The 23,270-nt window shown below is 63.9% G+C and carries 20 protein-coding genes; 16 read left to right on the top strand and 4 right to left on the bottom strand.

Annotation, left to right across the window (positions count from 1 at the left end; all coding sequences use genetic code 11):
• Positions 1 to 120: 120 nt before the first annotated feature.
• From F3H95_RS14890 to F3H95_RS14855, 8 genes are all read left to right on the top strand, one after another.
• Positions 121 to 3,117: a 2-oxoglutarate dehydrogenase E1 component gene (locus F3H95_RS14890; RefSeq protein ID WP_143127590.1), complete on the top strand. Its 2,997-nt coding sequence runs from the start codon at positions 121 to 123 to the stop codon at positions 3,115 to 3,117.
• A gap of 60 nt (positions 3,118 to 3,177) precedes the next feature.
• Positions 3,178 to 4,419, top strand: a complete 1,242-nt coding sequence (gene odhB, locus F3H95_RS14885; RefSeq protein ID WP_143127591.1) for a 2-oxoglutarate dehydrogenase complex dihydrolipoyllysine-residue succinyltransferase — start codon at positions 3,178 to 3,180, stop codon at positions 4,417 to 4,419.
• 21 nt (positions 4,420 to 4,440) lie between these two features.
• Positions 4,441 to 4,854 (top strand): MAPEG family protein, encoded by a 414-nt coding sequence (locus F3H95_RS14880; RefSeq protein WP_149746582.1) that lies wholly within the window; start codon positions 4,441 to 4,443, stop codon positions 4,852 to 4,854.
• Positions 4,854 to 5,495: a LysE family translocator gene (locus F3H95_RS14875; RefSeq protein WP_143127593.1), complete on the top strand. Its 642-nt coding sequence runs from the start codon at positions 4,854 to 4,856 to the stop codon at positions 5,493 to 5,495. Before F3H95_RS14880 ends, F3H95_RS14875 begins: the two co-directional genes overlap by 1 nt.
• 19 nt (positions 5,496 to 5,514) lie before the next feature.
• Positions 5,515 to 6,267, top strand: coding sequence for an SDR family oxidoreductase (locus tag F3H95_RS14870; RefSeq protein WP_149746717.1), 753 nt, complete (start codon positions 5,515 to 5,517; stop codon positions 6,265 to 6,267).
• A 24-nt stretch (positions 6,268 to 6,291) separates the two neighbouring features.
• Positions 6,292 to 7,698 carry a dihydrolipoyl dehydrogenase gene (lpdA, locus tag F3H95_RS14865; protein ID WP_143127594.1) on the top strand — a complete coding sequence of 469 codons (1,407 nt, stop codon included), beginning with the start codon at positions 6,292 to 6,294 and terminating at the stop codon, positions 7,696 to 7,698.
• Positions 7,699 to 7,837: 139 nt separating this feature from the next.
• A complete protein-coding gene (locus F3H95_RS14860) occupies positions 7,838 to 8,359 on the top strand; it encodes a DUF2867 domain-containing protein (protein ID WP_149746581.1) in 522 nt (173 codons plus the stop codon).
• A 154-nt stretch (positions 8,360 to 8,513) separates the two neighbouring features.
• Entirely contained in the window at positions 8,514 to 9,020 is a 507-nt protein-coding gene (locus F3H95_RS14855) for a cytochrome b/b6 domain-containing protein (RefSeq protein ID WP_149746580.1), read from the top strand.
• On the opposite strand, the gene F3H95_RS14850 is transcribed toward F3H95_RS14855, so the two are convergent.
• Complete coding sequence (locus F3H95_RS14850) at positions 9,004 to 10,077, bottom strand: TraB/GumN family protein (RefSeq protein ID WP_149746579.1); 1,074 nt, start codon at positions 10,075 to 10,077, stop codon at positions 9,004 to 9,006. The genes F3H95_RS14855 and F3H95_RS14850 overlap by 17 nt on opposite strands.
• A 216-nt stretch (positions 10,078 to 10,293) precedes the next feature.
• Positions 10,294 to 11,229: a tyrosine recombinase XerC gene (locus F3H95_RS14845; RefSeq protein ID WP_188134392.1), complete on the bottom strand. Its 936-nt coding sequence runs from the start codon at positions 11,227 to 11,229 to the stop codon at positions 10,294 to 10,296.
• A gap of 156 nt (positions 11,230 to 11,385) precedes the next feature.
• Here F3H95_RS14845 and F3H95_RS14840 point away from each other — a divergent pair, with 156 nt between their 5' ends.
• From F3H95_RS14840 to F3H95_RS14805, 8 genes are all read left to right on the top strand, one after another.
• A complete protein-coding gene (locus tag F3H95_RS14840; protein WP_149746578.1) occupies positions 11,386 to 12,309 on the top strand; it encodes a 1-acyl-sn-glycerol-3-phosphate acyltransferase in 924 nt (307 codons plus the stop codon).
• Between the two features lie 44 nt (positions 12,310 to 12,353).
• Complete coding sequence (locus tag F3H95_RS14835; RefSeq protein WP_149746577.1) at positions 12,354 to 14,588, top strand: primosomal protein N'; 2,235 nt, start codon at positions 12,354 to 12,356, stop codon at positions 14,586 to 14,588.
• A 65-nt stretch (positions 14,589 to 14,653) separates the two neighbouring features.
• Positions 14,654 to 15,046, top strand: a complete 393-nt coding sequence (locus tag F3H95_RS14830) for a DUF4345 domain-containing protein (protein WP_143127600.1) — start codon at positions 14,654 to 14,656, stop codon at positions 15,044 to 15,046.
• Positions 15,047 to 15,294: 248 nt separating this feature from the next.
• A complete protein-coding gene (locus F3H95_RS14825; RefSeq protein ID WP_188134399.1) occupies positions 15,295 to 15,861 on the top strand; it encodes a F0F1 ATP synthase subunit delta in 567 nt (188 codons plus the stop codon).
• On the top strand, positions 15,861 to 17,390 hold the full coding sequence (gene atpA, locus F3H95_RS14820; RefSeq protein ID WP_149746575.1) for a F0F1 ATP synthase subunit alpha: 1,530 nt from the start codon (positions 15,861 to 15,863) through the stop codon (positions 17,388 to 17,390). Before F3H95_RS14825 ends, atpA begins: the two co-directional genes overlap by 1 nt.
• A gap of 27 nt (positions 17,391 to 17,417) precedes the next feature.
• Positions 17,418 to 18,296 carry a F0F1 ATP synthase subunit gamma gene (locus F3H95_RS14815; RefSeq protein WP_143127603.1) on the top strand — a complete coding sequence of 293 codons (879 nt, stop codon included), beginning with the start codon at positions 17,418 to 17,420 and terminating at the stop codon, positions 18,294 to 18,296.
• Positions 18,297 to 18,323: 27 nt separating this feature from the next.
• Positions 18,324 to 19,796, top strand: coding sequence for a F0F1 ATP synthase subunit beta (gene atpD, locus F3H95_RS14810; protein WP_143127604.1), 1,473 nt, complete (start codon positions 18,324 to 18,326; stop codon positions 19,794 to 19,796).
• Between the two features lie 72 nt (positions 19,797 to 19,868).
• Entirely contained in the window at positions 19,869 to 20,276 is a 408-nt protein-coding gene (locus tag F3H95_RS14805) for a F0F1 ATP synthase subunit epsilon (protein WP_149746574.1), read from the top strand.
• 103 nt (positions 20,277 to 20,379) lie between these two features.
• On the opposite strand, the gene F3H95_RS14800 is transcribed toward F3H95_RS14805, so the two are convergent.
• Both F3H95_RS14800 and F3H95_RS14795 read right to left on the bottom strand, forming a co-directional pair.
• A complete protein-coding gene (locus F3H95_RS14800) occupies positions 20,380 to 22,035 on the bottom strand; it encodes a GMC family oxidoreductase N-terminal domain-containing protein (RefSeq protein ID WP_149746573.1) in 1,656 nt (551 codons plus the stop codon).
• Between the two features lie 7 nt (positions 22,036 to 22,042).
• Positions 22,043 to 23,260 (bottom strand): mandelate racemase/muconate lactonizing enzyme family protein, encoded by a 1,218-nt coding sequence (locus F3H95_RS14795; RefSeq protein WP_143127607.1) that lies wholly within the window; start codon positions 23,258 to 23,260, stop codon positions 22,043 to 22,045.
• Positions 23,261 to 23,270 lie beyond the last annotated feature (10 nt).

The raw sequence follows: 23,270 nt of genomic DNA, 5'->3' as shown, positions 1-23,270 counted from the left end.
AACTGGGAATGGCTCGTCCTTCCGGCGTGACAGGCGACGAATGCAAGCGACGGTCGGCGCTTTCCAAGATCCGGCCCCCAATTACGTCAGGAGGCGGGCGTTCAGGTCCGCATAAAGATCATGGCACGGCAAGAAGCCAACGAGCAGTTTCTCATCACCTCGTTCCTCGACGGCGCGAATGCGGCCTATATCGAGCAGCTCTACGCTCGGTACGAGGAAGATCCGACGTCGGTCGGTCCCGAATGGCAGTCCTTCTTCAAGGCGCTGGGCGACAATCCGGACGACGTGAAGAAGGCGGCGACCGGTGCCTCCTGGCAGCGCAAGAACTGGCCGATCCCGGCCAATGGCGAGCTGGTCTCGGCGCTCGACGGCAATTGGCCGGTGGTCGAGAAGGCCATCGAGAAGAAGGTCCAGGCCAAGGCCGAGGCAACCGCTGCCGCTGCCGGCAAGCCGGTTGATCCGGCCGCCGTGCTGCAGGCGACACGCGACAGCGTGCGCGCCATCATGATGATCCGTGCCTATCGCATGCGCGGCCACCTGCATGCCAAGCTCGACCCGCTGGGTCTGGCTGCGCCGGTGGACGATTATAACGAACTGTCGCCGACGGCCTACGGCTTCACGGAGGCCGATTACGACCGCAAGATCTTCATCGACAACGTGCTTGGCCTGGAATACGCGACCATTCGCGAAATGCTGGCGATCCTGGAGCGCACCTATTGCTCCACGCTCGGCGTCGAGTTCATGCACATTTCCAACCCCGAGGAAAAGGCCTGGATCCAGGAACGCATCGAGGGGCCGGACAAGGGCGTTGCCTTCACCGCCGAAGGCAAGAAGGCCATTCTGCAGAAGCTGGTCGAGGCCGAGGGCTTCGAGCAGTTCATCGACGTCAAGTACAAGGGCACCAAGCGTTTCGGCCTTGATGGCGGCGAATCGCTGATCCCGGCGCTGGAACAGATCATCAAGCGCGGCGGTCAGGACGGCATGGAAGAGATCGTTCTCGGCATGGCCCATCGCGGCCGCCTGAACGTTCTGACCAACGTCATGCACAAGCCGCACCGCGCCGTCTTCCACGAGTTCAAGGGTGGCTCCTTCAAGCCCGACGAAGTCGAGGGTTCCGGTGACGTGAAGTATCACCTTGGCGCCTCCTCGGATCGCGAGTTCGACGGCAACAAGGTCCACCTGTCGCTGACGGCCAACCCCTCGCATCTGGAAATCGTCAACCCGGTCGTCATGGGCAAGGCCCGCGCCAAGCAGGACATGCTGGCCAAGGTCTGGGATGGCGACGTCATCCCGCTCAAGGAACGCGCCAAGGTTCTGCCGCTTCTGATCCACGGCGATGCGGCCTTCGCCGGCCAGGGCGTCGTGGCTGAAATCCTCGGTCTCTCCGGTCTTCGCGGCCACCGCGTTGCCGGCACGATGCACGTCATCATCAACAACCAGATCGGCTTCACCACCAATCCGGCCTATTCGCGCTCCTCGCCCTATCCGTCGGATGTCGCGAAGATGATCGAGGCGCCGATCTTCCACGTCAACGGCGACGATCCGGAAGCGGTCACCTATGCCGCCAAGATTGCCACCGAATTCCGCATGAAGTTCCACAAGCCGGTCGTGGTGGACATGTTCTGCTACCGCCGCTTCGGCCATAACGAAGGCGATGAGCCGGCGTTCACCCAGCCGAAGATGTACAAGGTCATCCGCGCCCACAAGACGGTGACGGAACTCTATGCCGACCGCCTGATCTCGGAAGGGCTGATCACCGACGGCGAGTTCCAGAAGATGAAGGCCGACTGGCGCGCCCATCTGGAACAGGAATTCGAAGCCGGCCAGAGCTACAAGCCGAACAAGGCCGACTGGCTCGATGGCCAGTGGTCCGGTCTGCGCTCGGCCGACAATGCCGACGAGCAGCGCCGCGGCAAGACAGCTGTGCCGATGAAGAACCTGAAGGAGATCGGCCGCAAGCTCGCGACCGTTCCGGACAGCTTCAACGCGCACCGCACGATCAAGCGCTTCATGGAAAACCGCGCGCAGATGATCGAGACGGGCGAAGGTATCGACTGGGCCATGGCCGAGGCGCTTGCCTTCGGTTCGCTGGTCACCGAAGGCCACAAGATCCGTCTCTCCGGTCAGGATTGCGAGCGCGGCACCTTCTCGCAGCGTCATTCTGTTCTTTACGATCAGGAGACCGAAGAGCGCTACATTCCGCTCGCCAACCTCGCCCCCAACCAGGCCCGCTACGAAGTCATCAACTCGATGCTGTCGGAAGAGGCGGTTCTCGGCTTTGAATACGGCTATTCGCTGGCCCGTCCGAATGCGCTGACGCTGTGGGAAGCCCAGTTCGGCGACTTCGCCAACGGTGCGCAGGTGGTGTTCGACCAGTTCATCTCGTCGGGCGAACGCAAGTGGCTGCGCATGTCCGGTCTCGTCTGCCTTCTGCCGCATGGCTATGAAGGTCAGGGTCCGGAACACTCTTCGGCACGTCTGGAGCGCTTCCTCCAGCTCTGCGCCGAAGACAACATGCAGGTTGCCAACTGCACGACGCCGGCCAACTACTTCCACATCCTGCGCCGTCAGATGAAGCGCGACTTCCGCAAGCCGTTGGTGCTGATGACGCCGAAGTCGCTGCTGCGCCACAAGCGCGCAACCTCGACGCTGGCGGAAATGGCGGGCGAAAGCTCGTTCCACCGCCTGCTGTGGGACGATGCGGAAGTGATCAAGGACGGTCCGATCAAGCTGCAGAAGGACGCCAAGATCCGCCGCGTCGTGATGTGCACGGGCAAGGTCTACTACGATCTCCTCGAAGAGCGCGAAAAGCGCGGCATCGACGACATCTACCTGCTGCGTATCGAACAGCTCTACCCCTTCCCGGCCAAGGCGCTGATCAACGAACTCTCCCGCTTCCGTCATGCGGAAATGGTCTGGTGCCAGGAAGAGCCGAAGAACATGGGGGCCTGGGCCTTCATCGACCCGTACCTGGAATGGGTGCTGGCCCATATCGATGCAAAATATCAGCGCGTCCGTTATACGGGCCGCCCGGCTGCCGCCTCGCCGGCGACCGGCCTGATGTCGAAGCATCTCGCCCAGCTCGAAGCCTTCCTCGAAGACGCGCTCGGCGGCTGATTTCAGCCGCCCCGTCTTCCCCTGCGCAACATGATATCGGATTGAAAACGGAAACAGATCATGGCCACCGAAATTCGCGTCCCCACCCTCGGCGAATCCGTCAGCGAGGCAACCGTCGGCACCTGGTTCAAGAAGGTCGGCGACACGGTCAAGGCTGACGAGCCGATCGTCGAACTGGAAACCGACAAGGTCACCGTCGAAGTGCCGGCGCCTGCCGCCGGTGTTCTCACGGAAATCGTCGCCCAGGCGGGCGAGACCGTCGGTCTCGGCGCGCTGCTCGGCCAGATCGCCGAAGGCGCTGCCGGTTCCGCTGGCGCCTCCGCTCCGGCAGCGGCACCTGCTCCGGCCGCAGCGCCGGCGCCTGCCGCTCCGGCTCCGGCCGCCGCCCCGGCACCCGCTGCCGCTTCCGCCATGCCTGCCGCTCCGGCTGCCGCAAAGCTGGCCGCCGACAACAACATCTCGACGGCTGATGTCGACGGTTCGGGCAAGCGTGGCCAGGTGCTGAAGGGCGACGTTCTCGCCGCCATCGCCAAGGGTCCGGTTGCTGCTGCGGCGCCTGCCGTTCCGGCCGCTCCGCGCGCCCCGTCCACCACGGAAGATGCCGTGCGCGAAGAGCGCGTGAAGATGACGCGCCTGCGTCAGACGATTGCCAAGCGCCTGAAGGATGCCCAGAACACCGCTGCCATGCTGACCACCTACAATGAGGTTGACATGAAGGCCGTGATGGACCTGCGCAACCGCTACAAGGACGTATTCGAGAAGAAGCACGGCGTGAAGCTCGGCTTCATGGGCTTCTTCACGAAGGCTGTCACGCATGCCCTGAAGGAACTGCCGGCGGTCAACGCCGAAATCGACGGCACCGACATCATCTACAAGAACTATTGCCATGTCGGCATGGCCGTCGGCACCGACAAGGGCCTGGTCGTTCCGGTCATCCGCGATGCCGACCAGCTGTCGATCGCCGGCGTCGAGAAGGAACTCGGCCGTCTTGCCAAGGCAGCCCGTGACGGCTCGCTCGGCATGGCCGACATGCAGGGTGGCACCTTCACCATCACCAATGGCGGTGTCTATGGTTCGCTGATGTCCTCGCCGATCCTGAACGCCCCGCAGTCGGGCATTCTCGGCATGCACAAGATCCAGGATCGTCCGGTCGTCGTCGGCGGCCAGATCGTCATCCGCCCGATGATGTATCTTGCACTCTCCTACGATCACCGCATCGTCGACGGCAAGGAAGCCGTCACCTTCCTGGTGCGCGTCAAGGAAAGCCTGGAAGATCCGGAACGCCTCGTTCTCGATCTCTGATCAACGCCAAGGGAGGACGGGATGGACACGATCGCTTCACATGCCACGCCGTATGTCGCGCTGTTGGCTGTCTCGGTCGTGCTGCTCGTCCTCCACATCATGCTGCAGGGCTTTCTCGCCACCCGCGAGCTGGGCTCGCAATGGAATGCAGGCCCCCGCGACGAGGGCCTGAAGCCAAAATCGCCGCTCGCCGGCCGTGCGGAACGGGCCTCGTCGAACTATCGTGAAACCTATCCGGCCGTCGCCGGCCTTCTGCTGGCGCTTGCCTTCTATGGCGATCTCGCCGGCTGGGGGCTGATCGGTGGCTGGCTGTGGCTTACCTGCCGCATCGTCTATCTGCCGCTCTATCTGGCCGGCATTCCCTATCTTCGCTCGCTGGTCTGGCTGGGGTCGCTCGGCGGCATCGGCCTCATGATGCTCGGATTGTTCGTGTGATGCATCCCTATCTGGTCGAACTCGCCTCGCTGATGGCGATCTTTTCCTTCGCCATCGTGTCGCCGGGCGCCGATCTCGCCATGGTCATGCGCCAGTCGCTGGTGCACGGGCGGCGGCAGGCCATCATCACCAGCTTCGGCATCGGCACCTCGCTGATGTTCCACGTCACCTACACGATCCTCGGGCTCGGGCTGATCATTTCCCAGTCGATCTATCTCTTCAACATCGTCAAATGGTGCGGCGTCGCCTACCTGATCTATATCGGGGTGAAGGCGCTGCGGGCCGGCAAGGCGGATCTTTCCGTCAAGCTCGACGGCGCCGATGCGGACGGGCCGCGTCAGTCGGGCCTGCGCGCCTATGGCCTCGGCTTTGCCGCGAATGCCTTGAACCCGAAGCCGGTTTTCTTTTTCCTGTCGATCTTCTCGACCGCCGTCAGCGCGCACACGCCGATGCCGGTGAAGTTCGGCTACGGCCTCGTGATGGCAAGCTGCCTGATCGTCTGGTTCGTCGGCGTCAGCATCTTCATGACGACGCCGCGCATGCGCGCTGCCTTTTCGCGTGCCAGCCAGTGGATCGACCGGGCGAGCGGGCTGGTCTTCATCGCGCTCGGCCTGAAGCTTGCTGCGCAGAAGGCGACCTGAGGAAAGAACGGAGATGTCGATGCAACACCAGCCTGTCCTGCTCGTCACCGGCGCCAGCCGCGGCATTGGCGCCGCCGTCGCCGTGAAGGCGGCTGCGGCCGGATGGGCGGTTGCGATCAACTATCTCTCCAATGCCGTGGCCGCCGAAGCCGTCGCCAAGGCGATCACCGAAAACGGCGGCACCGCCCGCCTCGTCCAGGGCGATACCGGCACGGAAGACGGCATGGCCGCGATCTTTGCTGCCATCGACCGCGATTTCGGTCGCCTCGACGGGCTCGTCAACAATGCCGGCGTGGTGGACCAGACGGCCCGCGTCGATGAAATGTCGCGCGAGCGGCTCGAGCGGATGTTCGCCATCAACGTGATCGGCAAGATCCGCTGCGCCTCCGAAGCGGTGAAGCGCATGTCCACCCGCCACGGTGGCAAGGGCGGCGTCATCGTCAACATCTCGTCCATGGCGGCCGTTCTCGGCAGTCCCGGCCAATATGTGGATTATGCCGCGGCCAAGGCGTCGATCGACACCTTCACGGTCGGTCTGGCGCGCGAGGTCGCCGGCGAAGGCGTGCGGGTGAATGCGATCCGCCCCGGCATTATCGATACCGACATCCATGCCTCCGGCGGCCTGCCGGATCGCGCACGGGATCTGGCACCCACGGTGCCCATGCAACGCGCCGGGACGGCGGACGAAGTGGCGGAGGCGGTGCTCTACCTCCTCTCGCCGCAGGCCTCCTATGTCACGGGCGCAATCTTGAATGTGAGCGGCGGCAGATAGCGCCGACAGGAAGGAACGTCATCCATGGCTTATGATCTCATCGTAATCGGAAGCGGCCCCGGCGGTTATGTCTGCGCCATCAAGGCGGCCCAGCTCGGCCTGAAGGTGGCCGTCGTCGAAAAGCGTGCCACCTTCGGCGGCACCTGCCTCAATGTCGGCTGCATCCCCTCGAAGGCGCTGCTGCATGCTTCCGAAGTGTTTGCTCACGCCAGCCACGGCATGGCAGATCTCGGCGTCGAGGTGTCCGGCACCACGCTGAACCTCGAGAAGATGATGGGCCACAAGGATGCGACCGTGAAGTCGAACGTCGATGGCGTCGCCTTCCTGTTCAAGAAGAACAAGGTCGAAACCTTCATCGGCACCGGCAAGATCGTCGCCGCCGGCAAGGTGTCCGTCACTGCCGAAGACGGTTCGGTGCAGGAACTGGAAACGAAGAACATTGTGATCGCCACCGGCTCCGACGTCGCCGGCATTCCGGGTGTTCCGGTCGAAATCGACGAGAAGGTCATCGTCTCCTCCACCGGCGGCATCGCGCTCGACAAGGTGCCCGGCCATATGGTCGTCGTCGGCGGCGGCGTGATCGGCCTCGAACTCGGGTCGGTCTGGCTGCGCCTCGGCGCCAAGGTCACCGTGGTCGAATATCTCGACACGATCCTCGGCGGCATGGATGGCGAAGTCTCCAAGCAGTTCCAGCGCATCCTCGGCAAGCAGGGCATGGTCTTCAACCTCGGCGCCAAGGTGACCGGCGTTGAAAAGACCGAAGCCGGCGCCAAGGTGACGTTCGAGCCGGTCAAGGGTGGTGAAGCCCAGACGATCGATGCCGATGTCGTGCTGGTTGCCACCGGTCGCAAGCCCTACACCGCCGGTCTCGGCCTGGAAGAGGTGGGTGTTGCCCTCGACAACCGCGGCCGTGTCGAAATCAATGGCCATTATGCCACCAACGTCCCCGGCATCTATGCCATCGGCGACGTGGTGAAGGGCCCGATGCTCGCCCACAAGGCGGAAGACGAGGGCGTGGCATTGGCCGAAATCCTCGCCGGCCAGCATGGCCATGTGAACTACGATGTCATTCCGGGCGTCGTCTACACCCAGCCGGAAGTGGCTTCCGTCGGCAAGACCGAAGAAGAACTGAAGGCTGCTGGCGTTGCCTACAAGGCCGGCAAGTTCCCCTTCACGGCCAACGGCCGCGCCCGCGCCATGCAGGCGACCGATGGCTTCGTCAAGGTTCTCGCCGACAAGGACACTGACCGCGTTCTCGGCGTGCACATCATCGGCTTCGGCGCCGGCGAAATGATCCACGAAGCGGCCGTGCTGATGGAATTCGGCGGCTCTTCGGAAGACCTCGGTCGCACCTGCCATGCGCATCCGACCATGTCGGAAGCCGTGAAGGAGGCTGCGCTCGCCACCTTCTTCAAGCCGATCCACATGTGATCGCAAGCGTTTCCGAACGTTACGAGGCCGTCGTCTGTCCATCAGGCGGCGGCTTTTTCATGGCGCCCGTGACCGCGTGCCACACGCCGTTCCGATGATTGTTCTCGCGGCCAGGACGCGCGGATTATAGGGTTTGCCGATGACCTCCTCCGCGCAAAAGCTTGTCCGGCCCACGCTCTATCCGTCGCCCCTGCCACATGCGGCACTGCCGCTGGCCGACTGGGCCGATTGTTATCGTGTCTGCGTTGCCACTCATCCCGATCTGTCGGCAATGGCCTTCGCGCGGCTGGCGCTCGGCCGTTTCCCGCCCTGGGCGCGGCTGTTGCTCAGGCTGCGCGACGCGCTGGTCCGGCCCTTCGGGGTGCAGACAACCGACGATCTCGCCGCGAAGGGGGCGGAATCGATCGGCTTCTTTCCGGTTGTCTCGGCGACGGAGCGACAGGTGGTGGTGGGGCTCGATGACACCCATCTCGACTTTCGGCTGGTCATCGATGTCGTTGATCAGGGGCCGGCAGGGACGACCGTTTCCGTCACCACGCTGGTCCATCGAAAGATCCTGCTGGGTCGGCTTTACATTGCCGTGATCACGCCGTTTCACCGGCTGATCGTCAGGGCCGCGCTGTCGGCTGCTGCACGCAGGCTGGCCGCAGCGGCTGCATGACGCCTCGGCGCGCCAACCTGTCGCGGCAGCCGGACCTGCGATCCATCAACTGGCGGATGAAAATCTAGAAACATTCCAAACTACCGCTTGGCACCGCCCGGCGGGCCTGTCATTCTCCGGGCCAGCAACGAACCGATCACACAAAGGTGATGACATGGCTCCGCTTTCCTATTCCGTCCCGCAGCGCATCCTGCACTGGGGCATGGCTCTTCTGATTTTTTTCAATCTCATCTTTTCCGATGGTATCGAGCACTGGCATCACCTTGTCAGGCGTGGCCAGACCATAACGCCGGATGATGTCGCAGCCGCCAATATTCATGCCTATGTCGGCATCGCGATTCTGCTGCTGGCTGTGCTGCGCCTCGCACTTCGCCGCATTCAGGGCGTGCCGGTTGCGCCGGCGGAAGAGCCGCCGCTGCTCTCGCTGGTGGCGAAGGTCACGCACGGGCTTCTCTATCTGCTGCTGATCCTGATGCCCCTCAGCGGTATCGGGGCCTATTACTTCGGCAACGGGACGGCGGGCGATGTCCATGCCGACATTCTGAAGGTTGTGCTCTGGGCGCTGCTGGTCGCGTATATCGCGGGCGCGCTTGTCCACCAGTTCTACTGGAAGACGGATGTGCTGGCCCGCATGACGCATGGTGTCAGGAAGCGGGCGTGACCGTATAGCCGGCCTTGCGGAAGAGGGTCACCAGACCCTCGTCGCCGACCAGATGCATGGCGCCGACCGCGATGAAGGCGCCGCCGTCCTTCAGGATCGGCAGGGCGCGTTCCGCCATGCGGTGGTTGCGCTCGGTAATGATCCGCTGCTCGAAGGCAGCATAGCCTTCGCCGTCGGATCCATCGGGCGCCAGCGCTTTCAGAAGCGGCATCAGCAGGCCAACGTTACCGGCGAGATAGAGGTCGACGGTGGTCGCTGTGATATCGCCCATCCGGTCGTCCTGTTCGATGCCCTCCATCAGCGATTTCATGTGCAGATCGGTCGGCACGGCGGCCATGGATTCCAGCTGTTCCTGCAGCGTTTCCAGCCCCTTCACGGGCTTTCCGGCGCGCACGGCATCCTCGGCGATCTTCTGGTCCAGAAAGGCTTCGCCGGTAGCCTTGCGGTTCATCTCGCAAGGGGAAAGGGCAAAGAAGCTGTAGAGCATCCACGGCTGCATGCGCGAGACGGCGGCAAGCGGAATGCCGCGCTTCTTCAGCGCCGCCTCCAGCAGCCGCGCCTGATCGGCCGTCAGATAGCTCTGCAGCGTCTTGCCATCGGTCATCATGGTCAGCTGCGGCTTGGTCAGAAGCTTGCCCATGGCCTTCTGCTGGTCGAGGATCTCGTCCGATTCCAGCACGGTGACGCGTGAAGCGGCCTGTGCCTCGGCCGCGCCCTTCGGCATGGCAAGCACGCGCGGGTCGGTCAGGTGCATGGTGCCGAGCAGCCAGGAGGGGGCAAGACCCGGCTTCTCGATCTTCCAGAAGATCGCCTTGCCATTGGCGATGCCATCGGCCGCCGCAACAATCCGCGCATAGCCGGCCGGATCCTTCGCCTGCATCTCCGCCGCCAGATTACGGCCGGCACAGGCATCCTCAGCCGCGGCCGCCGGCTGAAGCGCGCCCAGCACCAGCAGGAAGGAGAGCAGGGCGAGCACATGCAGGGCGGCGATTGTGGCAAGCGCCACATCGGCGGACTGGCGCAGCACGGACAGGGGGCGGACGGCGAGGCGGGTCATCGGCATCGGGCTCCGGGATCATAGAGAAACGGGCATCGGTGACCTGGCCATCGCGCCAGACCGGGCTTTGCGAAGGACGGCAAGGCGCGCATGGGGCATGGTGGCACCCTTGCCGTCATGCCTAGCGAAACGGCCTGCACGAAGCCTTAAAGAACATGGTTAATGTCAGGCGCCCGGCAGGATTGTGGCGGTGTCCGGCGGTTGACTGTCCCGTTTTCAGGCACGCGGATGCGCCCGGTCATAGACCTCCAGCAGCCGGGCCTGATCGACGCCGGTATAGACCTGCGTGGTGGAGAGGCTGGCATGGCCGAGCAGTTCCTGGATGGTGCGCAGATCGCCGCCGCCGGCCAGAAGATGGGTGGCGAAGGAGTGGCGCAGCGCATGCGGCGTGGCGCTGTCGGGCAGGCCCAGCGCGCCGCGCAGCTTCTGCATCTCGCGCTGGATGATCGACGGATTCAGCTTGCCGCCGCGCGCGCCGCGAAACAGCGGTTCCTCCGCTGCGAGATGATAGGGGCAGAGCGTGCGGTAGGTCTCCACCGCCTGCGGCACCACGGTGAGAAGCGGCACCAGCCGCGTCTTGCCGCCCTTGCCGGTTATCCGCAGTGTTGTGGTGTCGGCGGAGACATCGCCGGCCTTGAGGTCCAGCGCCTCGGAAATGCGAAGCCCGCAGCCATAGAGCAGGGTCAGCACGGCGGCATCGCGCGCGGCGATCCATGGCTCCTCGTGCAGCTGCGCCTGCTGAGTCACCACCTCCAGCGCCTGGACGTCGCTTAAAGGCTTGGGCAGCGATTTCGGCTGTTTCGGCGCGCGGATCGCACCGGCGGCAGCAGCATTCACCAGGCCCTTGCGTTCGAGGTAGCGCAGGAAGGAGCGCAGGCCCGCCAGATGCCGCCCGAGCGAGCGGGCACCCGCGCCGTCGCGCCGTCGCTGGGCCAGAAAGGCGCGCAGATCCGCCGTGCGCAGCGTGTGGATATCGGCAAGCGTCGCCGGCCCGCCGAGATGCCCCGTGAGGAAGGTCAGGAACTGCCGCGTATCCCGCTCATAGGCGTCCAGCGTATTGGCCGCCAGCCGGCGCTCGCTGCGGAGGCTTTCCAGCCACTGGCGGCGCTTTTCCATCAGCTCGGGGGAGGCGGGAATCAGGATTTCGCTCACGGAATGCCCGTTGTTTTTGCCGGTGATCGCCCCACATTGGCCGTGTTGCGTTACCAAATTGCTAACCGTACCGGCGGCAGCCCTGTCGCGGTTCGATCGTCATCGTTCGATCATACACGGCTGCGATAAAGCCGGGATAGGCAGGCGGGAGTTTTCATGCAACGCCGTGAGTTGACGTCTTCCATCGGCCAGTTTGCCGAGGCCATTGCCCTCGTTTCCCACGGTACACCCGGCCATATCGTCGATACGCTGATTGCCGAGCGTGGCACCCGCATTGTCCGGCATCCGCTCTGGCCGGTCATGCGGCCCTTTCTGTATTCGCTCCTACGCTACAGCAGCGCGATCCGCTTTAGCAACCGCATCGAGGGCCTTTCGGGGTTCGAGTCCTTTTCCTATCTCAGCCAGCTGTTGAAGCTCGATGTGCGGGTGCGCAATGCCGAGCGCATTCCGGCCAAGGGCGGCTTCATCCTGGTCAGCAATCATCCGACCGGCATTGCCGACGGGGTGGCTGTGTTCGATCTGCTGAAGGATCGCCGGCCGGACATGATGTTTTTCGCCAACCGCGATGCGGTGCGCGTCAATCCGCGGTTTGCCGAGATGATCATTCCCGTCGAGTGGCGCGAGCAGTTCAAGACCAAGGACAAGGCGCGCGAGACGCTCAGGCTCACCAATCATGCGGTCGAAACCGGCAAGGTCACCGTGCTTTTTCCCTCTGGGCGCATCGCCTACTGGGAGAACGGCCGGCTGAACGAACGGCCGTGGAAGACCTCGGCCGTCAGCCTGGCCCGCAAATACAATCTGCCGATCCTGCCCATGCATATGCGGGCCCGCAATTCCGGCCTGTTCTACTGGTTCGCCAAATGGTCGACCGAGCTGCGCGACATGACGGTGTTCCACGAGCTGCTCAACAAGAAACGCGATCTCTTCGATTTCTCCATCGGCCAGATGATTTCCCCCGATGCTCTGGACGGCGATCCGACAGAGATCACGCGGGCGCTCGAGAAGCATACGGTGTTCGAACTGGCCGAAAACCCCGATGCGCGCTTTCAGCCGTTGCATATCCGCGCCGCCGCGGCCTGATTTCCGGTTCCCTTTTGTTCCCGGTCGGGGCATGGTCCCGCTCCATGGGAAAAGATTCGTCCGATCTGTTCGGCGCCCTGTTCGATGCGCCTCCGCTTGCCCGCCCGCCGCTTGTCAGCGTGGTCTCGGTTCTGGTGCCGCTGCCGGTGCCGGAGGCCTATAGCTATGCCGTGCCGGACGGCATGGCGGTGATGCCGGGTTCCGTCGTGCAGGTACCGCTCGGGCCCCGCCAGGTGATCGGCGTCGTCTGGGACGGCGAACCCGATCCGCGTCTCGATCCGAAGAAGCTGCGGCCGATCACCCAGGTCTTCGATTGCCCGCCGCTGACGGACGAGATGCGCAGCTTCATCGACTGGGTGGCCGGCTACACGCTGTCGCCGCCGGGGCTTGTCGCGCGCATGGCCGTGCGCGCGCCGGCAGCACTTGAGCCGGAGCCGATGGTGGAGGCGCTGCGCTATCGCGGCGGCGAGCCGGAGCGGATGACGCCGGCGCGTGCCCGCGTGATGGATCTGGTGCGTGACGAGGTGCCGTTCACCCGCAGCGGCCTGTCGCATGCGGCGGGCGTTTCCATCAGCGTCATCGACGGCCTGGTGAAGCAGGGCCTGTTCGAGACGGTCTTCCTGCCGCCGCCGCCGGTCGTCGCCCGTCCCGATCCCGATTACACCGCGCCGCGCATCGAGGGGCCGCAGAAGCAGGCGGCTTCCGAAATCGTGGAGGCCATGCAGGGCGGCGGCTTTTCCGCTTGCCTCATCGATGGCGTCACGGGTTCCGGCAAGACCGAGGTCTATTTCGAGGCGATCGCGCAAGCCTTGCGCCAGGGCCGGCAGGTGCTGATCCTGTTGCCGGAAATCGCGCTGACGGCGAGCTTTCTCGAGCGTTTTCAGGATCGTTTCGGCGCCAAGCCCGCCGAATGGCATTCCGATCTCGCTCCCCGCATGCGCGAAAAAGTCTGGCGCGGCGTCGTCACCGGCGAGGTCCGGGTGGTGGCCGGCGCGCGCTCGGCGCTCTTCCTGCCCTTCGAGGAGCTTGGCCTCATCATCGTCGACGAAGAGCACGATCCGGCCTACAAGCAGGAAGACCGCGTCTTCTACAATGCCCGCGACATGGCGGTGGTGCGCGCGCGCATCGGCCAGTTTCCGGTCGTGCTGGTCTCCGCCACGCCCTCGGTCGAAAGCCAGGTCAACGGTCAAAGCGGCCGGTATCATCTGGTGCATCTGCCGACACGCTTCGGCGAGGCGGCCATGCCCGATCTCCACCTCATCGACATGCGCCGGCATCCGCCGGAGCGCGGCGGCTTCCTCTCGCCGGTGATGCTGCGGGCGGTGAAGAAGACCATCGAGAAGGGCCAGCAGGCGCTGCTCTTCCTCAACCGGCGCGGCTATGCGCCGCTGACGCTTTGCCGCGTCTGCGGCCATCGCTTCCAGTGTCCGCAATGTTCCAGCTGGCTGGTGGAGCACCGCTTCAAGGGCCAGATCCAGTGCCATCAGTGCGGCTACGCGGAAAAGACCCCGGAAGCCTGCCCGGAATGCGGCACCTTCGACCATCTGGTCGCCTGCGGCCCGGGCGTGGAACGCATTGCCGAAGAAGTGGAGAAGCATTTTCCCGAGGCGCGCACCATCGTCATGTCCTCCGACCTGCTTGGCGGCGTCAAGCGCATGCGCCTCGAGCTGGAGGCGATCGCCAAGGGCGAGGCGGACATCGTCATCGGCACGCAGCTGGTCGCCAAGGGCCATAACTTTCCGCTGATGACGCTTGTCGGCATTATCGATGCCGATCTCGGGCTGGCAAATGGCGATCCGCGCGCCGCCGAGCGCACCTTCCAGCTGCTGAGCCAGGTGACGGGACGCGCCGGCCGCACGGGCCTGAAGAGCCATGGCCTGCTGCAGACCTACCAGCCGCAGCATCCGGTGATGCAGGCGATCGTCTCCGGAGATGCCTCGGCCTTCTACGAGCGCGAGATTGGCGAGCGGGAAAAAGCGCTTTTGCCGCCCTTCGGCCGGCTCGCGTCGATCATCGTCTCGGCCGATACGCGACTTGATGCGGAAACCCATGCGCGGGCCCTGCGGGCCGCAGCGCCAAAGGTTTCGGGAATCACGGTGCTCGGACCCGCCGAAGCGCCTCTTGCGCTGGTGCGCGGTCGCCACCGTTTCCGGCTTCTCGTGCACGGGCGCCGCAACAGCGACATGCAGGGCTACCTGCGCAGCATGCTTGCCAACGGGCCGAAGGTGCGCGGCACGGTGCATGTGCAGCTCGATGTCGATCCGCAAAGCTTTCTCTGACCATTTCGCTGCACTTGCCGGCTTGTGTCTTTCGACTTGTCTCTATTTCCGATCAGGAGTCGCCCATGGATTTTTACTTCCCTGCCGAACGTCCCGAACAGCTGGCTTTTCTCGCCTCCGCGCTGGTGGCCTTGATCGGCCTCTTCATTCTGGCGCTGCCGCAGGCGGCGCTGAAGCTCGCCGGCTTTTCCGTCGGCGAGGTGACGGCCAGCGGCTACGGCGCCACACGCGCCACGGGCGGGCTCTATCTCGGCCTTGGCCTCACCGCCGTGCTGGTTGCCCAGGATTGGACCTATCTCGCTCTCGGTGCCTCGCTGCTGACGGCCGCCTTCGGCCGCCTCGTTTCGATCCTCGCTGACCGGGGTTTCACGCTCCAGAATCTTGCGCTTTTGCTGCTTCAGGTTGCGCTTGCGGCATTGCCTCTCGGCTATGTCCTGGGATACCTCTCCGGGCTGTAGGACGCAGGAGGGAGGCGTCCTGGGGGATTTCTTCGCAAAATGACATAAAATCGGTTCAAGCCCTTGCAGAGAAGGCTCTTTCCGCCGTCACGCGTGTTGCGAGTCCCAACATCCTATGCTAGACGAACCGCGAATTTCGGAAAAAGACCGAAGCCCTTCTTCGGTACTGTTGAGAAAAAGAAGCAAATTCAAGCATTTGTCTGGGCTCCGAAAACAGGCCGAATGCTTGGATGAAAATCAGGGAAATTGTGCCCGTGGCAGACACATCCCAGCGGACTTCCGGCGTTGCCGACCGTTACGCCTCATCCCTCTTCGAGCTGTCGCTCGAAGCTGGTGCGATCGATCAGGTGCGCGCAGATCTTGACCGTTTTCAGGCAATGATCGACGAAAGCGACGACCTGAAGCGGCTGATCGCAAGCCCGGTCTTTTCGTCCGGTGATCAGGCGCGCGCCATCGTCGCGCTCTGCGAAAAGGCGGGCATTCAGGGGCTCGTGGCCAACTTCCTCAAGGTTGTTGCGGCAAACCGTCGCCTCTTTGCTCTGCCGGGCATGATCCGTGCCTATCGCGATGCTGTTGCTCGCCATCGTGGCGAAGTCACCGCCGAGGTCGTCTCGGCCCATGCGCTCTCCGCGGCGCAGGAAGAAGAACTGAAGTCGGCGCTGAAGGGCGTAACGGGCAAGGAGGTCGCGGTTGACGTGACTGTCGACCCGTCGATCCTCGGTGGCCTGATCGTCAAGGTCGGCTCCCGTCAGATCGATACGTCTCTCCGCACCAAACTTTCCACCCTTAAGCTTGCACTGAAAGAGGTTGGCTGATGGATATCCGCGCCGCGGAAATTTCCGCAATTCTCAAAGATCAAATCAAGAACTTTGGCCAGGAGGCTGAGGTTTCCGAAGTCGGCCAGGTGCTCTCCGTTGGTGACGGTATCGCCCGCGTCTATGGTCTGGACAATGTTCAGGCCGGCGAAATGGTCGAGTTCCCGGGCGGCATCCGCGGCATGGCGCTGAACCTCGAAGCCGACAATGTCGGTGTGGTTATCTTCGGTTCCGACCGTGACATCAAGGAAGGCGACACCGTCAAGCGGACCGGCGCCATCGTCGACGTTCCGGTTGGTCCGGAACTGCTCGGCCGCGTTGTTGACGCGCTCGGCAATCCGATCGACGGCAAGGGCCCGATCAACGCGAGCCGCCGTTCGCGCGTCGACGTCAAGGCTCCCGGCATCATTCCGCGCAAGTCGGTTCACGAGCCGATGTCGACCGGCCTCAAGGCTATCGACGCCCTCATCCCCGTTGGTCGTGGCCAGCGCGAACTCGTCATCGGCGACCGCCAGACGGGCAAGACCGCCATCATTCTCGATGCCTTCCTCAACCAGAAGGCCATTCACGACAATGGTCCGGAAAACGACAAGCTGTTCTGCGTCTACGTGGCTATCGGCCAGAAGCGTTCGACGGTTGCGCAGTTCGTGAAGGTGCTCGAAGAGCGCGGCGCCCTGCCGTACTCGATCGTTGTTGCCGCGACCGCCTCCGACCCGGCTCCGATGCAGTATCTCGCACCGTTCGCCGGTTGCGCCATGGGCGAATTCTTCCGGGACAACGGCCAGCACGCCCTGATCGCCTATGACGACCTGTCGAAGCAGGCTGTCGCCTACCGTCAGATGTCGCTGCTGCTGCGCCGCCCGCCGGGCCGCGAAGCCTATCCGGGCGACGTTTTCTATCTGCACTCGCGTCTCCTCGAGCGCGCTGCCAAGCTCTCCGACGAGCGCGGCGCCGGTTCGCTGACGGCTCTGCCGGTCATCGAAACCCAGGGCAACGACGTGTCGGCCTTCATCCCGACCAACGTGATCTCGATCACCGACGGCCAGATCTTCCTTGAAACCGACCTGTTCTACCAGGGCATCCGCCCGGCCGTGAACGTGGGTCTCTCGGTTTCGCGCGTCGGTTCCGCCGCCCAGATCAAGGCCATGAAGCAGGTTGCCGGCTCCATCAAGGGCGAACTCGCGCAGTACCGCGAAATGGCGGCCTTCGCCCAGTTCGGTTCGGACCTCGACGCCTCCACGCAGCGCCTCCTGAACCGCGGTGCCCGCCTGACCGAACTCCTGAAGCAGCCGCAGTTCTCGCCGCTGAAGACGGAAGAGCAGGTTTCGGTGATCTTCGCCGGCGTCAACGGCTACCTCGACAAGCTTCCGGTCGCTCAGGTCGGCAAGTTCGAACAGGGTCTGCTGAACTACCTGCGTACCGAAGGCAAGGCCATCCTGGACGCGATCCGCACCGAAAAGCAGCTGTCGGACGATACCCGTGCAAAGCTGAAGTCGGCTCTGGACGCATTCTCCAAGACCTTCGCCTGAACGGATAAGCTCAAGGACCGATAACGGATGCCTTCACTTAAGGATCTGAAAAACCGGATCGCCTCCGTCAAGGCGACGCAGAAGATCACCAAGGCGATGAAAATGGTCGCCGCGGCGAAGCTGCGCCGTGCGCAGGAGGCGGCCGAAGCGGCTCGTCCTTATGCGGAACGGATGAACCGTGTTCTCGCCAGCCTCAGCGCTGCCAATGCCGAAAACGCAGAGGCACCGCTGCTCCTCAAGGGCACCGGCCGGAACCAGACCCATCTGCTGATCGTTGCCACCGGCGAGCGCGGACTGGCGGGGGGCTTCAACTCCTCGATCATCCGCCTCGCTCGTGACCACGCGCTGAAGCTCATCGCGGAAGGCAAGACCGTCAAGATCCTGACCGTCGGCCGCAAGGGTAACGACATCCTGCGCCGCACGTTCCGCGAAAACATCGTGGATTACGTGACGTTCCGCGAAGTGAAGCAGCTTGGCTTCGTCAATGCCAACGACGTGGCGCAGAAGGTTCTGGCGCTGTTCAACGCCGGCGAATTCGATGTGGCCACGCTGTTCTTCGCCCGCTTCCAGTCGGTGATCTCGCAGATCGCCACGGCGCAGCAGATCATCCCGGCCAAGTTCGAGCAGGGTGCGCAGGCCGGTTCCGCCGATGCGCTCTACGAATACGAGCCGAGCGAACAGGAAATCCTCGAAGACCTCTTGCCGCGCAACATCGCGGTGCAGATCTTCCGTGCGCTCCTTGAAAACAACGCTTCCTTCTACGGCGCGCAGATGTCCGCAATGGACAACGCGACCCGCAACGCCGGCGAGATGATCAACAAGCTGACGCTGTCCTACAACCGCCAGCGTCAGGCGCAGATCACCAAGGAACTCATCGAAATCATTTCGGGCGCTGAAGCGCTCTGAAGGCCCAGAGAAGAAGGGTAAGAACACATGGCTAGAGCAGCGACCCTGAATACCAATTCGAGCAGCACGAGCGAGTCCGTCGGTCGCGTGACGCAGGTTATCGGCGCCGTCGTCGACGTTGCCTTCACGGGTGACCTGCCGGCGATCCTGAACGCGCTGGAAACCGACAACAACGGCAACCGCCTCGTTCTGGAAGTTGCCCAGCACCTCGGCGAAAACCAGGTCCGCACGATCGCCATGGACTCGACCGAAGGTCTCGTCCGTGGTCAGCCGGTCGCCAACACCGGCGCCCCGATCTCGGTTCCGGTCGGCGACGAAACGCTCGGCCGCATCATCAACGTCATCGGCGAGCCGGTTGACGAACTCGGCCCGGTTCCGACCCAGGCACGCCGCGCCATCCACCAGCCCGCTCCGGAATATGTCGAGCAGTCGACGGAAGCCCAGATCCTGGTGACCGGCATCAAGGTCGTCGACCTCCTGGCGCCTTACGCCAAGGGCGGCAAGATCGGGCTGTTCGGCGGCGCCGGCGTCGGCAAGACCGTTCTGATCATGGAACTGATCAACAACGTCGCGAAGGCACACGGCGGTTACTCCGTCTTCGCAGGCGTCGGCGAGCGGACCCGCGAAGGCAACGACCTCTACCACGAAATGATCGAATCCAAGGTCAACGTGGACCCGCATGAGAACAATGGTTCTGCTGCCGGCTCCAAGTGCGCCCTGGTTTACGGCCAGATGAACGAACCGCCGGGTGCGCGCGCTCGCGTCGCTCTGACCGGTCTGACGATCGCTGAAGACTTCCGCGACAAGGGCCAGGACGTTCTGTTCTTCGTCGACAACATCTTCCGCTTCACGCAGGCTGGCTCGGAAGTGTCGGCTCTGCTCGGCCGCATCCCGTCTGCCGTTGGTTACCAGCCGACGCTCGCAACGGACATGGGCGCCCTGCAGGAGCGCATCACGACCACCAACAAGGGTTCGATCACCTCGGTTCAGGCCATCTATGTTCCGGCCGACGACTTGACCGACCCGGCACCGGCAACCTCGTTCGCCCACCTGGACGCAACGACCGTTCTGTCGCGCTCGATCGCCGAAAAGGGTATCTACCCGGCCGTTGACCCGCTCGACTCCACGTCCCGCATGCTCGACCCGATGATCATCGGCGAAGAGCATTACGAAGTGGCCCGTAAGGTTCAGTCGACGCTGCAGCGCTACAAGGCCCTGCAGGACATCATCGCCATCCTCGGCATGGACGAACTGTCGGAAGAAGACAAGCAGACGGTTGCCCGCGCCCGCAAGATCGAGCGCTTCCTGTCGCAGCCGTTCCACGTCGCCGAAGTCTTCACCGGCTCGCCGGGCAAGCTCGTTTCGCTGGAAGACACGATCAAGGGCTTCAAGGGCCTGGTCAACGGCGAATACGACCACCTGCCGGAAGCCGCCTTCTACATGGTTGGCTCCATCGAGGAAGCCATCGAGAAGGCCAAGAAGCTGGCCGCTGGCGCCTGATATCAGACGGACCGGCGCCCGGGAAACCGGGCGCTCTTCCTTTCCGCATAACGCCCAAAGAAGTGGACCGTCATGGCCGACTCTTTCGAATTTGAACTGGTTTCGCCCGAACGCCTTCTCCTGTCGGAAAAGGTGACGGAAGTCGTGATCCCGGCGACGCTCGGTGAAATGACCGTGATGGCGAAGCACGCGCCGACGATGACGACCATCAAGCCCGGCGTGGTCACTGTGAAGCTGGCCTCCGGTGGCGTGAAGAAGTATGTGGTTTTCGGCGGCTTCGCCGATATCCTGCCGACCGGCTGCACGCTGCTGGCCGAATCCGCTGTTCCGCAGGAAGAGGCCAATCGCGACCTGTTCCAGCGCCGGATCGATGCGTTGCGTCAGGACATCTCCGATGCTCCGACCGACGAGCATCGCACCCGTCTCGAGCACATGCTCGGCGACCTCACCCATCTCAACCATTCGATGCCGCACGAGTGATCGCGCGGTCTTGATGAGGGATCGAAGCCGGGTCTTGTGCCCGGCTTTTTTCATGTCTGCGGGTCGGTGCGCGGCCTGCCGATAGTCGTTGCCAGGGGCTGGATCAGGACACTTGTGCCCGATCGCGGACCTGCCGCGATGGCTGCTCCCTTGCGTCTGAGAGAATGAGCGCCGAGGCCTTTTCCGCCACCATCATGGTCGGGGCGTTGATGTTGCCGGCAGTAATGTTGGGGAAGATCGAGGCATCCGCGATCCGGAGCCCTTCGACGCCATGCACCCTCAGATCCGGAGTGACGACGCTGTTTCGCGGATCGGGCCCCATCGCGCAGGTGCCGCACAGGTGATAGATCGAGCCGCTGTTGTCGCGGAAATAGTCGATCAGGCCGCCATCCTCGGCAATGGCCGGGGAGGGGGAGACTTCCGCCTCCAGCCAGTCCGCCAGCGCCGGCGCCGCAGCGATCCGGCGCATCAGCCGCATGCCTTGCAACGCTTCCGCCACATCGCGCTCCGCCGAAAGATAGCGGGGGGCAATCAATGGCGCTGCTGCGGGATCGGGCGAGGCCAGCCGGATTTCGCCGCGGCTTGCAGGCCGGCAAGCGCTGATCGCCATCAGGAAACCGTGATAGGGCTCCGGCTTCAGTCCCGCCTTCGGATTGGGGGGGATGCGATAGGAGAGGGGGTTGAAATAAAGCTGCAGATTGGCGCGGTCTGCTGTTTCGCTGCCGCGAAAGAAGCCGCCCGCCTGGTTTACGCTCATGGCAAAAGGTCCCTTGCGCGTCAGCAGATACCGCAGGCTTAACAGCGCCTGGCCCGTCAGGCTGCCGAACAGCGCGTTCAGCGTCGGCCGGCGGGAGCGATAATAGAAGCTGGCGCAGAGATGGTCCTGCAGGTTCTGCCCCACCGCCGGCAGATGGTGGCGAGGGGTTATGTTGAGCGCCTGCAGTTGCGCGCCATCGCCGATGCCCGAGCGCTGGAGCAGAGCCGGGCTTTGCACGGCACCGGCGGCAAGAACGACCTCGCGGCGGGCCGTAAACAGTCGCCGTTGCCCGTTCTGGCGCACGGCGACACCGCTCACCCGTCCGTCCCCGTCGAACAGCAGATGCTCGGCAAAGGCCTGCCGTTCCACGCGCAGATTGGGGTGTTTCAGTGCCGGGCGGAGATATTCGGCGCCGGAATGCGAGCGCAGGCCCCGTCTCGTGTTGATGTCATAGATGCCGGCCCCCTCGATCGAGGCGCCGTTAAAGTCCGGATTGGCCGGATATCCCAGTTCGTCGCAGGCCGAGAGGAAGGCGCGGCTGACCGGATGGATGCCGTCGCGCATCGGCGTCACATGGATCGGGCCCTCGCCGCCGTGCCAGCGGGAGGCGCCATCGGCATGGGTTTCCAGCCGCTTGAACCAGGGCAGCACGTCGTCCGCCCCCCAGCCGGGATTGCCGGCAGCCTTCCAGTCGTCGAAATCGGCTGCAGCACCGCGCACGAAAACCATGGCATTGATCGCACCGGAACCGCCCAGCACCTTGCCGCGCGGCACATAGACCCGGCGATTGTTCAGCCCCGGCTCCGGCTCGCTCCAGTGCATCCAGTTGACGGCGGGGTCGTAATAGCTCCTGGCATAGCCGACCGGAATCTTCAGCCACGGCGAACGATCGCCGCCGCCTGCCTCCAGCAGCAGAACGCTGTAGCGCCCGTCCTCGCTGAGGCGATGCGCCAGGATGCAGCCGGCCGATCCGGCGCCGACGATGATGAAGTCGAACAGCATCGACGGATCACCCCTTGGCCGGCGCGAACTGTTTCACATCGGCGGGCTCGGCTGCCATCTGCAGGTGTAGCCGCTCGCCGCGATAGGGCGAGTGCGCGGCAACCACCGCATGGTTCAGCTCCACCCCGATCCCCGGCTCGCGCGAGGGGATGAGGTAGCCGTCCTCGACCACAAGCTTGGTCTTCAGCACCTCGGCATGGAAGCCGGAGAAATCCATGATCGCTTCGTGGATCAGGAAATTCGGCGTGGCGGCGGCCAGCTGGATGCTGGCGGCGGCACCGACGGGGCCGTTGTAGAGATGCGGGGCGATCTCGGCATAGAAGCTTTCGGCCATGCCGGCGATCTTCTTCGCCTCCAGCAGCCCGCCGACGCGGGCGACATTCATCTGCAGGATCGAGGCGGCACCCTCCTGCAGCACGCGCTGGAATTCGTATTTGGTGGTCAGCCGCTCGCCGGTCGAGACGGGAATGGAGGTCGCGCGCGCCACTGTCGCCATCGCTGCCTCCTGTCCCGGCGGCACCGGCTCCTCGAACCATAGCGGATCGTATTTTTCGAGCCGTTTGGCCAGCCGGATGGCGGAGGCCGGCACCATCTGCCCATGCGTGCCGAACAGGATGTCGGCCCGCGCGCCGATCGCCTCGCGGATCTTGCGGCAGAAGGTTTCGCAGCGGTCCATCACGCCAAGCGACAGGTGATGGCCGCTATATTGCGTGTAGGGGCCGGCCGGATCGAATTTGAGCGCGGTAAACCCCATTTCCACCATGCGCACCGCTTCCTCGGCGGCGAGGTCCGGATCATTGTAGTCGTAGTCGCCGGCCGCGTTCTTCGGATAGAGATAGGTATAGGCGCGCAGCCTCTCATGCACCGTGCCGCCCAGGAGATCGGCAACCGGCCGCCCCGCCGCCTTGCCGATGATGTCCCAGCAGGCGATTTCAAGGCCTGAAACAATGCCCATCATCGTCGGGTCGGGGCGCTGGGTGAAGCCGCTGGAATAGGCGGCGCGCCAGAAGCGTTCGATCCGGTGCGGGTCGTGGCCTTCCAGATGGCGCTGGAACACATCCTCGATCAGCGGCACCAGCGCGTTGGGATCGAAGGCGGTGGAATAGATCTCGCCCAGTCCGCGAATGCCGCAGGCCGTCTCCAGTTCCACGAAGATCCAGTACATGCCGCCGATATGCGGCGGCGGCACGGCGACGACATGGGTTGCAAGCGATGTCAGCTTCATCGGTCTGCTC

This window comes from Rhizobium sp. RU35A, from assembly GCF_900156005.1.
Lineage (GTDB): Bacteria > Pseudomonadota > Alphaproteobacteria > Rhizobiales > Rhizobiaceae > Neorhizobium > Neorhizobium straminoryzae.
Note: the sequence above shows the minus strand (reverse complement) of the source record. Positions and strands in the feature narration are given on the sequence as shown.